Below are 12,676 nucleotides of genomic sequence, written 5' to 3' on the forward strand. Positions count from 1 at the left end.
GGCCAGAAGGGCCGCCGCCCCGATCCATGGGCGGCGGCCTTTTATGCGGCCCCGACGTAGAGCTTTCGCGAGGCGTCGATCTTCAGGAAGAGCAGCGCCGCGATCGCGCACAATGTCGCGAGCACCATGAAGCCCGGCGTCCAGCCGAAATAACGCACGATATAGGCGGTCAGCACCGAGGCGAGCGCGCCGCCGATATTGCCGAAGGTGTTCATCACCGACGATACCGAACCGGCAAAGCTGCCGCCCACATCCAGCGCCACCGCCCAGGATACGCCGACGGTCAGTTCGAGCCCGAACACCGCGAGCGCGAACCAGGCGACCGAGACGAGCGGCGCATGGCTGAGCACCGCAAACGGGATCGTCACCGCCGCCAGCGCGAAACCCGCGACCGCGACCAGCCGCCGCGCCATTTTCAGATTGCCCGTGCGCGCCACCATCCGGTCCGAAATCCAGCCGCCGGCGATATCCCCCGCCACGCCGGCCATCAGCGGCAGGCTGGCATAGATTCCCATTTCGGTCAGGCTGAACTGGCGTTCCTCGCTCAGATAGGTGGGGAACAGGGTCAGGAAGATGCCGATGCTGTAGGCGTAGCAGAAGTACATTGCCGACAGCACCCAGATCTGCGGATTATGGAGCAGCTGGCGCCAGGGCACGCTGACGCGGGTATGCGCCGTCTCGCCGCCCAGCGCCTCGGCGATCAACACCCGCTCGGCTTCGTTGACGCGCTGATGCTCGGCGGGCGTGTCGCGGTAATAGAAGAACCAGAAGGCCGCCCAGGCGAGACCGATCAGCGCGAAGAGCAGGAAGGGCGCACGCCAGCCATAATGGGCGATGAGGAAGACGACGAAAACCGGCGTGATCGCACCGCCCAGCCGCGCGCCGGCATGGGTTATGCCCTGCGCGAAACCGCGCTCGGCGGGAAGCATCCACCGCGACAGCGAGCGCGTGGCGATCGGGAAGGCCCCGGCCTCGCCGACCCCGAACAGGAAGCGGCAGACCATCATCGACGCCGCCGACCACATGCCGGCGGTGAGCGCGGTGAAGCTGGACCACCAGATGACGATCCAGGTCAGCGCCCGGCGCGGACCGAAGCGGTCGCCCAGCCAGCCGCCGGGTATCTGGAACAGCGCGTAGCCGATCTGGAACACGCTGAGTATCCACCCGGCCGTCACGAGCGAAAAACCGAACTCGGATCGCATGGATGGCATCGCAGTCGAAATCACAACGCGATCCATATAGGTTATCATATAGGCCGCGACGGTGAGCGCGAGCACATGATGCCTGATCCGCGTCGGGCGCCCCCCGGCCGCGCTCACTTGACCGTCGGCACCGGCCGCCCGGCGATATAGACGGCGTTGATCCTGCGGCTGTTGAGGATATTCGCGGTCGGATCGGCGTCGAGCACGATCAGGTCGGCCCAGCGGCCGCGCGTTATCGTCCCCAGATCGCGCGTACCCAGCAGCTCGGCCGCCTGCCCTGTCGCCGCATGGATCGCCTGCGCGGGCGTCAGCCCGACCTTGACCAGCTCGGCCAGCTCCCAATGCTCCGAATAGCCCGGCACGCGCCCCGGTGGCCCCGCGTCGGTGCCGAAGCCGATGACGACGCCCGCATCGTACATCTTGCGCGTATTGCTCTCGGCGGCGGCAAGAAAGGCCGGCAGGCGCGGATAGCTGGGCTGCGCCGCGATCGTCTTCTGCCGCTCGGGGCTCGCCAGCATCGCCAGCGCGGCCGGCGAGATGGATTGCTGGAAGAAGGGATCCTTCAGCTCGGGCGCGGGCTGGCCGAACGCCATCACTGCCGCCTCGCGGCTCAGCGTCGATGCGATCTGCACCGTGCCCATCGCCTTCATCGCGTCGATCAGCGCCTGGTCGACAGGCTGGTCGCGCACCGTATGGACGAAGCCGTCGACGCCCTGCGCGGTCAGACGCTTCGCATCGTCGAGGTAGAAGACGTGCGCATAAGCCTTCAATCCGTGGCGATGCGCGGCGTCGATGATCGCCTTGCTCATGTCCGCCGCCATCTCGGGCATGGTGTGGAGTTCGTCGTCCACCCACAGCTTGATGAAGTCGGCGCCCTTGGCCGCCTGCGCATCGACCTCGGCGGCGGCCTCGGTGGGCGTCGCGACGGGGTGATTGACCCCCGGCACGCCGCCATAGCCGCCTTTCAGCACCAGCCCCTGCCCGGCCGTATAGACGCGCGCCATGTTCGGCCGCCCCGCGCGCTGCTCGCGGCGGATGTCGAAGATCACGTCCTTGTCGGTGCCCATGATCTGCACCGTCGTCACGCCGTAGGAGGCGTAGGTGCGCAGATCCTTCTCCACATTGTCGTGGGTGTAATATTTCTGGTCCTGCGTCAGCTCGTGGAGATTGCCGAGGTGGATGTGGAGATCGATGATCCCGGGCATCACATATTTGCCCGAAAGATCGACGATCTGCGCGCCATCGGGCGCGCGCGCATCGCCTGCCGCGCCGACCCAGATGATCCGCCCGTCGGTGACGATCATCGCGCTTTGCGGCTTCGCCGGCGCGCCCGTCCCGTCGATCAGCGTGAAGTTGCGCATCAGCAGCGTTTCCGCCGCGGCCGGCGCCGCCAGCATCGTCGCCAGCGCACCGAACGTCGCCAGCCCCAGTGCGAGCCTGCTCATGCGCGCCCGTCTTTTCGCTCCGCCTTTCACCACGCTCACTCTCTCCCTGGCTTGGCCCGCCGGTCTTCGCGCCGGCATCGCCATTCATCCTGTTCCTCTATGCCGCGATCAGCCCTCGCTGCGCGAGGCTGCGCATCAGCGCCGAAATGCCGAAGCGCCACGGCGGCGCATCGTGGCAATGGACGACGCGGTTGACGAGCCGCCCGAGCCGGGGCGTCGACACCGTCACCCTGTCACCGATCCTGTGCGTGAAGCCCCGCCCCGCCTCGCCGCGATCCGCGACGGGCGCGAACATCGTGCCCAGGAACAGCGCGAAGCCGTCCGGAAACTGGTGATCGCGCCCGATCGCCTGCCCGACAAGGTCGAGCGGGTCGCGGCTGATCAGCCGCATGTTGGACGATCCGGTCAGGCGGAAACCATCCTCGCCTTCGATGTCCAGCGAGACTTCAGCCTCGCGCACGTCGTCGATCGTGAAATGATCGTCGAACAGGCGAACGAAGGGGCCGATCGCGCAGGATGCGTTATTGTCCTTCGCCTTGCCGAGCAGCAGCGCGCTGCGCCCCTCGATGTCGCGCAGATTGACATCGTTGCCCAGCGCGGCGCCCCGCGCCCGCCCCTGCGAGTCGACGATCAGCACAATCTCGGGCTCTGGGTTGTTCCATTCGGAATCGGCGCGGATGCCCACGGCCGCGCCCGATCCCACCGCAGACAGCACCGGCGCCTTGGTGAAGATCTCGGCATCCTTGCCGATCGCGACTTCCAGATATTGCGACCAGAGCCCGTCAGCGATCAGCACCGCCTTCAGCCGCATCGCCGCATCGGACCCCGGCCTGACGCTCGACAGGTCCGCGCCGATCCGCTCCTGGATCTGGGCGCGGATCGCATGTGCAGCCATGGCGTCACCGCGCGCGCGTTCCTCGATCACGCGTTCGAGCGCGGAGACCGCGAAGGTTACCCCCGATGCCTTGATGCATTGCAGGTCAAGCGGCGCGAGCAGGTCGCCCGGCGCCAGATCGGCAAGCCGGCCGAGCGGCTCACCCACGGGCCATGCCGCGCCGGGTTCGATCGCCTCGATCAGGTCCGACAGCGTCGGCGCGGCGCGCGAAAGGTCGAAGATCATGCCGTCGCGCACGGCGACGGGAACCGGCCCGCCCGGCGTCGATATCCGCCCGACGAGCAGCGCCCGTTCGCGATCAACGGGAAGCAGATCCTCCACCCGGCCTCTCTCCTGCCTGTGATTTATTGTATGCATATCTATTAAGATGCATACATGCAAGCGCTACACACGCCACACCCGTCATTGCGAGCGGAGCGAAGCAATCCAGGATGCCTGACATCCGCTGGATTGCTTCGCTCCGCTCGCAATGACGATATTTCCGGCGTTTAGCGCGTCGCGCTGGCGTAGATTTCGGACCGCTTGCTCGCGCGTTCGGCGGCTTCGTTCTTCTTCATGCTCTCGATACCATTGTCGAAATGGCTTTCGAGCAACTGCTTCACCAGCTTCTCGTCGCGCGCAGCGATAGCGTCGAAGATGCGGCCATGCTCGCGGAACGCCTCGGCCCAGCGATCATGATCGAGCGTGGTGACATGCCGCGCCCGCTCGGCGCGCGGCAGCAGCAACCGCCAGACGAGGATCAGCGAGGGGCTTTGCGACGCCTCGATGATATGCTCGTGGATCAGGCGATTGGCCTCGAGATAGCTCAGCCGGTCGCGCTTCTCGAAATACATGGCGAGATCGTCCTGAAGCTCGCCCAATATCTCGATCTGCTCGGCGGTCATGCGGCGGCAGGCGAGCTGCCCGGCCAGCCCCTCGAGCGCGCCCAGCACCGTGAACACGTCGGCCGCCTCGGATTTGTCGGGCACGCTCACCACGACGCTGCGGTTGGGCAGCAGGTCGATCAGCCCCTCGGCCGCCAGCGCGTGGAACGCCTCGCGGATCGGGGTGCGCGACATGCCCAGTTCCTCGCTGAGCGCGATCTCGCGCAGCCGCTCGCCGGGCGCGAGTTCGCCCGACAGGATGCGCTTGCGCAACAGCTTGACGGCTTCCAGCCGGCGCTGGCCCTTGCGCGGCTCCTCCGGCTTGCCGCCGTCATCACCGTCTGCCGTCTCGCTATCGCTCATCGCCGGGAAAATCCTGAACCGCCGTCATTCATGTATGCAATGCAGGAAAATTAGATCAGCCGTCCTACCATTTCAAGCAAAGGCCCTTTTATCGACTAAGCGCCGATGCGATCGATCCCGGCCGCGCGTCGAAGGTCAGCGTCGCGGCCTGATCCTGCTTCAGCGTCTTGCCGTCGAAACGATAGACCTCGATCGTCTTGCCCAGCCCGCATTGCAGCAGGACGGTGCGGCTGTCGTCGCTGAACATCGCGCCCTGGCACCAGGCGCCGCTCTGCGCCTCGGCGACCTTGGTCATCTTCGCGCCCGCCACGCGCCACACCTGCAGCAGCCCGTAGCTGTTATAGCCGGGCGCGGTGGGCGGCGATGCCGATCCGTTGGCGACCACGACCACGGCGTAGCGCCCGTCGGCCGAGAGCGCGACATGCTCGGGAATCACGCCGACATCGACGCTGGTCACAGCGCCGGTTTTCAGGTCGGTCGCCGCGACGGTTCCGATCCGCGCCGCGCCGGCGGCCGGCGGCGGCGCATCGGCGGGGCGCACGCGGCCGCCAAGATTGGTATTGTAGACGAAACGCCCGTCGCGGCCGACGACCGCGCCATAGGGCTGGATGCCCGGCGTCGCGAGGTCGCCCGCCAGCGTCACCGCGCTGCCCTTGACCGCAAGGCGCAGCAGCTTGCCCGCACCCTGCGCGACGACGACCGCGCTCTTGCCGTCGGGCGTGAAGGTCACGTCGGTCGGCCGGCTTTTCGCCGGCAGCTGCAGCCGGCCGGCCGGCGTCAGCGTCTTGCCCGCGATCGTGAAGATCGAAATGGCGTCGTCGCCCGTGCTGGCGACGAGCGCGAGCGTCCCCGCGCGATTGATCGCCACGCCACTCGCCCCCGGCCCGGCATGGACCGTCTGGACGATGCGCGGATTTTTGGGATCGGCGAGGTCGAGCACCGAGACGCTGTCGTCCAGCTCGATCTTGCCGTCGCCGGTCAGTCGCTGCGCCGCGCTCACCAAAGCGAAGCCGCCGCCGTGCGCGACGGCGACGGCTTCAGGAGGACCGATCATGCTTGCTGGGGCGGCAAGCGTCGCCACCACCTGGGGTGGGTAGTGACGCAGATCGATCACGGAAATGCTGTCCGGGGTCCGCTTCTCCGGCCCGTCCCCGGGGCGGAGCTGCTTGCCGTCGTTCGCCGAGACGACGATCTGGGCTGAAGCCGGCGCGATGACGGCGGCGGCGAGGCATGCGGCTATCCCGGCCTTGATGCTCATGCTTGTCCTTTCAGGAAAAATCGGGCGGCGGAGCTTCCCGTCCGCCGCCCGTCAGTCTCACCAGAACTTGGCGCGGAAGCCGACCGAGACGACCCGGCCGATGATGTTGGAGGTGAAGCCGTTGAAGCCCCACGCGCCCACGCCGACGCCCGTCGTGTTGCCGTTGTAGAAGGGCGGGTTGCGGTTGAAGATGTTCTTCACGTCGACATAGACCTGGCTGCCGTTCAGGAAGCTGCCGTTGAAGTTGTAGGCGGCATGCATGTCGAAGTTCAGGTCGCTGCGCACCCGGTCGCCGCCGCCGATCGGATTGCCCTTGGCGTCGGTGATGATCGGCGCCTTGGACGTATTGATCCAGTTGCGATAGGCGCCGGTATAGTTGGCGAAGAAGTCGATCGCGAAGTCCTGATATTCCCAGCTCAGCTGGCCGCGTCCCTTCTTCTGGATCGACGGGAACTGCGAGTTGTAGCCCGACGTGTTGAGCACGCTGAACGGCGCGTCGCCGAAGTCCTGGTCGAACTTGGTGAAGTAAGTCAGCGATGCGCCGATCGTGAAGGCGCCGAGGCCCTTGGTCTCCAGCCGGTACTGCGCCTGGGCGTCGATGCCCTGCACGTGCAGATTGAGCACGTTGCCGGTGTCGCGGTTGATCAGGAAGTAGACCGTCGCCGGGATCGTGCCGCCCACCGTCGCGCCGTTGGCGACGTTGGTGAAGTCATAGACCTGCTGCGCGGTGCAGCCCTGCGGGCAGATTGTCAGGCGATTGTGGAGCGCGGCCGAGTTGATGATCAGCGGCTGCGAAGGCGATGCCACGCCGCCGATGAAGGTGTTGCTCCAATAGGTCACATTGGCCGTGAAGCCCCGCAGCCAGGTCGGGTTGAGGTCGACGCCGACCGACCAGCTGCTGCCCTTCTGCGGCTTGACCCCGCCGAAGCCCGCGCCCAGCGAACGGTCGAGCCCCGGGTTGGTCGAACCGCCGATCAGGCAGCTCGGCCCGGTCTCGGTCTGGCAGCCCGGCACGCCGCGCACTTCGGGATAGAGCGCGAAGGGCACCGAGATGGCGACCGACGTGCTGGTGCCCGTCGCGCTGCGGATATAGCCGCGCGTCGGGTCGCCGATCTGGTTGAGCGGCGGCGCCACGAACGACTTGGCATAGTTGCCGCGCAGCTTGATCCAGTCGTTGACCTTCCAGTTCGCCGCGAACTTGGGGTTCGAGGTCGATCCGAAATCGCTATAATGGTCGTAGCGACCGGAGATGCTGACGTCGAAGGCCTGGACCAGCGGCACGTTCATCTCTTCGGAGATGACGGGCACGTAGAATTCCAGATAGCCCGAATAGACGTTCCGCTTCAGGCGGGTCGAGATGTACTGCGACCCCACCGTCGTCGTCCCGAAATTGGCGGGGTTCGACGTTTTGATGTTCTGCTGCAGCCACATATATTCGCCGCCGGCCGCCATGCGGACCTTGCCGGCGGGCAGGTCGAACAGCTCGCCCTGAACCTCGAGCTTGGTCTGGTTGAAGTTGTTCTCATGCTCGTTGAGCGTGTAGTTGCTGTAGAGCTGCTTATAGACGGTCGCCGAAGTCTTGCTCGATCCCACCGGGTTCCACACGTCGAGCGCGTTGGAGGTGGTCAGCGGCAGGTTGAGCACGACGATATTCTGCCCCGCGACCGAGCTGGCGGTGGTGCTGCCGCCCGACTGGGTGGTGCCGTTGATCGCCAGCACGGCGCAGGCCGAGCAGAAGACGCCCTCGCCAAGGCCGCGGCTGCGCGACCGGCCGAGCGCGTCGCTCAGCGTCACCGTCCAGCTGTCGCTCAGCTTATATTCCAGCTTGCCGGTCAGGTAGATGGTGTCGTTCTCGTAGGTCTGCTCGCCATAATCGCCGTCGGGGGTCAGCGCGAGCCAGCTCACCGTCTGCTGCGTCGCGCCGGGCTCGCCCGCAGGCGCCTGGTAGAAGGGATTGATCTGGCCGCCCTTGCCCGATCCGGGGCCGAAGGCCGCGATGTTGGTCACCGTGCCCGGCGTGCCCTTCGCCCAAGTCTGGAGATGGTTGTAATTCATCTTGCCGCTGAAGGTGATCCGGTCGCCGAAGTCCTGATTGAGCGCGACGAGCAGATTCTCGCGCTGCACGCCCGGGATCGCGGTGCCGTAGATCGACGTGTTGCACGGCGCGTTGGCGGTCGTGCCCGGCGTCGTGGTCGTCGCGCTCGGCGACAGATAATAGGCGCTGCCCGATGCCGTGGTGCGGATGGTCGCGGGCGAGCAAGTGTACTGATTGGTGTTGGTGCCGCCATAGTTGGTATAGTTGCCGCGGCTGATATAGTCGCGCTTGTCGTTGGCGAGCGAGCTCTGGCGCGTGAACTGGCTGGCGACATAGACGTTGCCGGTCTCCCACTTCGTGCCCCAGATGCCGTTGAGGTCGTAGCTCGAATAGCGATCGCCCCAGCCGGCGCGGCCGTTGATCTCGAGCCCCTCGTAGGATTTGCGGGTGATGAAGTTGACCACGCCCGCCACCGCGTCCGAACCGTAGATCGAGGACGCGCCGTCGGCGAGCACCTCGACGCGCTGCAGCGCCGATGTCGGGATGATGTTGGGATCGGTCTGGCCGAACTGCAGGCCGCCGCCCGGCATGCGCATGCCGTCGATGATCGCCAGCGTGGTGTTGCTGCCCGATCCGGCAAGGCTGTGAATCTGCGGCGAATAATAGGAATAGGCGTTCTGGCCCTGCGGCGTCGCGCCTGCGGTGGTGATCGCGGGGACGGTGTTGACCAGTTCCGACACGCTGGTCGGCGCGACCTTGAGAATCGCTTCCTGGCCGACCGAGACGAGGTTGGAGCCGACCGGGGCGACGCCGCGGATGCTCGATCCGGTCACGACGATGTCGGCGTTGCTGTCGGGCGTGTCCTGGCCGCTGCCGACCGACGGCGTCACGGCGTCTTGCGTCGCATCCTGCGCAAAGGCGGCGCTCGCCGCGGTCAGCAGGGCAAGCGCGGCGATCGTGGAGCCGCCGAGCCGCAACGCACCTTGGAATGTCTTCATGATATCCTTCCCCTGACAATGCCGGTGCGTCGATGCGCACCTGGTCACCCCGCACAGGCCGCCAGGCCCGCACGGATCGTTGGTCCATATTTCGAGGAAAGGATCGCAGCGGAGTCGCTCAGGCTGCGGAGGGTTTACCCCCTCCAGTCCCACCACCTTGCGCTCTTCCCGGCATTGCCGGCCCGCAATACGATTTGTCTCTCCCCTCCCTTGGCCGGGCGGTCTCCGCCGCCCTCACCACCTTCCGGTCCTGCCGGAATGGATAGCGCCATAGCGCTGTTTGAGCATATCCCGATAATGAATACAAGATTATTTTATTGAATACAAAATCAGGAAGTTGCATTTTTTACTGTCCCGCCAGCCCGATAGGGGCCGGCGGGACGCTACGTCATCAGAAGGGATCGGTGCGCTTGGTATAGGCGCGGCCCTTGTCCGCGGCGGGCGTATCGCCGCCGGTGCAGATCATCGTGCCGTCCTTGATCTGCTCGATCACCGTGTCCTCGTTGCAGGCGTTGAGGAACTTGATCCCCGCCGCCTTGGTCGCCGCCAGCACGCGCGCGCGCACCGCGACCATCGCCGGATTGGCGACGTCCGGCCCGCCGCGCGTCCCGTCCTTGGGCACGCCGACCAGATAGAAGCCATTGTCGCCCGGCCCCCATTCGGCAAAGGCGACGCCCGGCACGCGCACGGTGGATTCGACGTTCACGTCGGCGCGCGGATTCTCGATCTTCACGCCGAAGATCAGTTCGCCGTCGGGATTGAGCGGCCACGGCTCGGCGATGTGGAGATAATCGAGCGGGGATACGCCCCAGATGGTCGAGGCATAGCTCTGGCTGCCATTGCCGCGCGTACCCTGGTTCAGCCCCTGCACCGTCGGCGCGAAGGGATAGCGCGAGGCCTCGATCATGCTGCGCACCGCTTCGGGCGATTCGGCGTTGCACAGCAGGATGCCGTGTACGCCAGCCGCCAGCGCCTGCTGGATCATCCAGTGATTGGCGCGCACCGCATCGGTGGTGCCGGCGATCGGCAGCGTCACGATGACCGGCGGCGTGCGATGCCCGGTGCGCGTCGGGCCGGCATCGACCAGCCCGCGCATGAATTCGCGCAGCTCTTTGAAGTCGAGCGGACCATGCTCCATTTCGTAGAGGATGTAGTCAGCCTTGGTCGCCGCCTGCTTCTTCCCCTCGTCATAGCCGCCGCCGGAGATCTGCGTGTAATAGACCGGCTGGCCCTTCAGCCACATGTCGATCACGCGGTTGATATGTTTGCCCGTGCGCGTCGGCTTGGTCGGCATCGTCGACGGGTTGGCGGTCGCGGCCATTGCCGGCGATCCCGGCGGGGCGACCTGTTGTGCGAAGGCGGGCGCCGCCGCCAGCCCGCAGGCCAGCGCCAAGCCCGTCGAAAGACCCAGATAAGGCTTCATTCCATTCCTCTCCCTCATGCGTTCGTCTGTGCGAACCTGATCATTTCCCGGTCGCCGCCCGACTCCGCCGGCTCATCCGCGATCTCAATTATTGCATACATGATTCCATCTTGCACACTAAATTGCAACTTCCGAATGATGTTGCCGATGTGCCACTTTGTATTGACGATCTCAATCTTGTATGCAATTTCGACCCCAGTCGCGCACGACGACAGATAGGGGAGAGGATTCGGAGATGATGAGGAAGCTGCTTCTGGCTGCCGCGTTCGGCGCCACTGCGCTGGGCATGGCGGTGCCCGCCCACGCGCAGATCCAGGCGACGAAGGAAGAGATACTCTTCTACACGTCCGAGTGGACGGGAGAGCGCTTCCCCGACGGCCGCCCCAGGGTTCCCGACAATATCGTGAAGCGCCTGCTCGACGTGAACACCGAGGAAGCCTGGGGCATCCTCCGCGCCGCCGGCTACAACAACCAGTTCGACGGCGGCTTCCAGATGGTCCATAACGACCGCCCCTTCGTCGGCCGCGCGCTCACCGTGCAGTACATGCCGATGCGCCCCGACGTAAACAAGGCGATCAGCGCGCAGGGCGCCAGGGAAAAGCGCATCGGCGGCCACAATAGCTGGCCGATCGACATGCTTCAGGTCGGCGACGTCTATGTCGGCGACGGCTATGGCAAGATCATCGACGGCACGCTGATCGGCGACAATCTCGGCAACTCGATCTACGCCAAGTCGAAGACCGGCGTGGTGTTCGATGCGGGCGCGCGCGACGTCGCCGGGCTCGAGGCGATCGACGGTTTCAACGCCTTCGTGCGCGGCTTCGATCCCTCGGCGATCCGCGAGATGGAGATGATGAAGATCAACGGCCCGATCCGCATCGGCCGCGCCACCGTGCTGCCGGGCGATCTCATCCTCGCCAGGCGCGAGGGCGTGGTCTTCATCCCCGCGATCATGGCCGAGAAGGTGGTGAAGGGCGCCGAATATATCGCGCTGCGCGATGCCTTCGGCCACCAGATGCTGCGCGAAGGCAAGTTCACCCCCGGTGAGATCGACGGCCGCTGGTCGCCCGCGGTCAACACCGCCTTCCTCCAGTGGGTCGACGCCCACCCCGATCAGATGAAGATGACCCGCGCCGAACTCGAACAGATGATGAAGGCGCGCGATCAATAAGCCCTCCTCACTCCCCTCCCGCTTGGGCGGGAGGGGATCTTTTTCCCGCCCTAGTCCGAAACCCGCGTCCACACCTGCGCCTTGCAGCCGACGCGCCCGACCAGGCACCCCTTGCCTTCCGCATGCGTCGCATCGATCGTGCGGATCGTGCCCGAGAAGGTCTTGCCGATATCGGGCACGAAGACCTTGCCGCGCCACTGGCCGGCGCCCGCGCGGGTGAAATCGCGGAACAGCCTCTCGCCCTCCAGCCTCTCGGTGCCGCCGCGCGCTGCGTCGGCCTTGGCCTTGTCATTGGCCCAGACGACGACGCCGCACATGCGCGCGCCGCACGGCTCGGCGCGGACATGGACGCTGTTCTGCGGGTTGCGCCACACGCCGAACGAATGCTCCGCCCGCTCGGCGGCCTGCGCGCCGCCGGCCGCGACGAGCAGCGCGACGGCACCGAACGCCGGCTTCACAATCACGCCCGCACGAAGCGGCGCAGCGCAAGCGCAAGCAGGATCAGGAATACGCCGCGCAGCAGGAAGCTGAGCCCGACCAGCACCGCCAGGAAGGCAAGCCCCGTCACCGGCCCCGCCATCAGCAGCCACAGCCCGATCAGCACGTCGACCACGCCGAGGAACAACCGCCAGCCGCGATCGGTGCGAACGCGGATCGCGCTGACGATCTCGATCGCGCCCGAGACGAGCAGCCAAGCGCCGATCGACCACACCAGCCACAGCGCGCCGACGACGGGCAGGAACAGCGTCGCCAGCCCCGCCGCCAGCGCCAGCAGCCCCAGCAGCAGCTCGATCCACCGCGCCCGCCCTTTGAGCGACGAGAAGCTCGTCGCGATCGCGAACACGCCGTAAGCGATCAGCACGAAGGCGATCAGCACCCCCGTCGCGAAACCCGTCGCGATCGGATTGGCGAGCGCGAGCGCGCCGATCAGCAGCACCGCAATGCCATACGCCAATATCCAGCCCCATCCGCCCCCGGATGCGCTGTGGTTCTGTGCGAAATCCTGTCCCTCGGTCTGCATCG

Annotated in this window: 10 protein-coding genes; 1 reads left to right on the forward strand and 9 read right to left on the reverse strand. The window is 66.1% G+C overall.

Features of this window, described 5'->3' with window-relative positions; genetic code table 11:
- Positions 1–41: 41 nt before the first annotated feature.
- The 7 genes from AC3WT0_RS05030 to AC3WT0_RS05060 all read right to left on the reverse strand — a co-directional run bounded on the left by AC3WT0_RS05030 (position 42) and on the right by AC3WT0_RS05060 (position 10,482).
- Positions 42–1,319: an MFS transporter gene (locus tag AC3WT0_RS05030; RefSeq protein ID WP_492751960.1), complete on the reverse strand. Its 1,278-nt coding sequence runs from the start codon at positions 1,317–1,319 to the stop codon at positions 42–44.
- A complete protein-coding gene (locus AC3WT0_RS05035) occupies positions 1,316–2,647 on the reverse strand; it encodes an amidohydrolase family protein (RefSeq protein ID WP_492751961.1) in 1,332 nt (443 codons plus the stop codon). The genes AC3WT0_RS05030 and AC3WT0_RS05035 overlap by 4 nt, the downstream gene beginning before the upstream one ends.
- 97 nt (positions 2,648–2,744) lie before the next feature.
- Positions 2,745–3,863: a fumarylacetoacetate hydrolase family protein gene (locus AC3WT0_RS05040; RefSeq protein ID WP_492751962.1), complete on the reverse strand. Its 1,119-nt coding sequence runs from the start codon at positions 3,861–3,863 to the stop codon at positions 2,745–2,747.
- Positions 3,864–4,030: 167 nt separating this feature from the next.
- Positions 4,031–4,768 carry a GntR family transcriptional regulator gene (locus tag AC3WT0_RS05045; protein ID WP_492751963.1) on the reverse strand — a complete coding sequence of 246 codons (738 nt, stop codon included), beginning with the start codon at positions 4,766–4,768 and terminating at the stop codon, positions 4,031–4,033.
- Between the two features lie 88 nt (positions 4,769–4,856).
- Positions 4,857–6,026, reverse strand: a complete 1,170-nt coding sequence (locus AC3WT0_RS05050; RefSeq protein ID WP_492751964.1) for a lactonase family protein — start codon at positions 6,024–6,026, stop codon at positions 4,857–4,859.
- Positions 6,027–6,083: 57 nt separating this feature from the next.
- A complete protein-coding gene (locus AC3WT0_RS05055) occupies positions 6,084–9,059 on the reverse strand; it encodes a TonB-dependent receptor plug domain-containing protein (RefSeq protein ID WP_492751966.1) in 2,976 nt (991 codons plus the stop codon).
- A gap of 391 nt (positions 9,060–9,450) precedes the next feature.
- Positions 9,451–10,482, reverse strand: coding sequence for a hypothetical protein (locus tag AC3WT0_RS05060; protein ID WP_492751967.1), 1,032 nt, complete (start codon positions 10,480–10,482; stop codon positions 9,451–9,453).
- 238 nt (positions 10,483–10,720) lie between these two features.
- Here AC3WT0_RS05060 and AC3WT0_RS05065 point away from each other — a divergent pair, with 238 nt between their 5' ends.
- A complete protein-coding gene (locus tag AC3WT0_RS05065; protein ID WP_492751968.1) occupies positions 10,721–11,653 on the forward strand; it encodes an RraA family protein in 933 nt (310 codons plus the stop codon).
- Positions 11,654–11,703: 50 nt separating this feature from the next.
- On the opposite strand, the gene AC3WT0_RS05070 is transcribed toward AC3WT0_RS05065, so the two are convergent.
- Positions 11,704–12,111, reverse strand: a complete 408-nt coding sequence (locus tag AC3WT0_RS05070; RefSeq protein WP_492751969.1) for a DUF2147 domain-containing protein — start codon at positions 12,109–12,111, stop codon at positions 11,704–11,706.
- 2 nt (positions 12,112–12,113) lie between these two features.
- On the reverse strand, positions 12,114–12,674 hold the full coding sequence (locus AC3WT0_RS05075; RefSeq protein WP_492751970.1) for an HdeD family acid-resistance protein: 561 nt from the start codon (positions 12,672–12,674) through the stop codon (positions 12,114–12,116).
- Positions 12,675–12,676: the final 2 nt, after the last annotated feature.

This window comes from Sphingomonas sp. EU05-FHT14C10 (assembly GCF_058790595.1).

Bases quoted from the DNA above. Each gene is read 5' to 3' on its own strand.
- AC3WT0_RS05060 (WP_492751967.1), bottom strand. From the start codon at position 10,482: ATGAAGCCTTATCTGGGTCTTTCGACGGGCTTGGCGCTGGCCTGCGGG.
- AC3WT0_RS05055 (WP_492751966.1), bottom strand. From the start codon at position 9,059: ATGAAGACATTCCAAGGTGCGTTGCGGCTCGGCGGCTCCACGATCGCC.
- AC3WT0_RS05050 (WP_492751964.1), bottom strand. From the start codon at position 6,026: ATGAGCATCAAGGCCGGGATAGCCGCATGCCTCGCCGCCGCCGTCATC.
- AC3WT0_RS05045 (WP_492751963.1), bottom strand. From the start codon at position 4,768: ATGAGCGATAGCGAGACGGCAGACGGTGATGACGGCGGCAAGCCGGAG.
- AC3WT0_RS05035 (WP_492751961.1), bottom strand. From the start codon at position 2,647: ATGAGCAGGCTCGCACTGGGGCTGGCGACGTTCGGTGCGCTGGCGACG.
- AC3WT0_RS05075 (WP_492751970.1), bottom strand. From the start codon at position 12,674: ATGCAGACCGAGGGACAGGATTTCGCACAGAACCACAGCGCATCCGGG.
- AC3WT0_RS05065 (WP_492751968.1), top strand. From the start codon at position 10,721: ATGAGGAAGCTGCTTCTGGCTGCCGCGTTCGGCGCCACTGCGCTGGGC.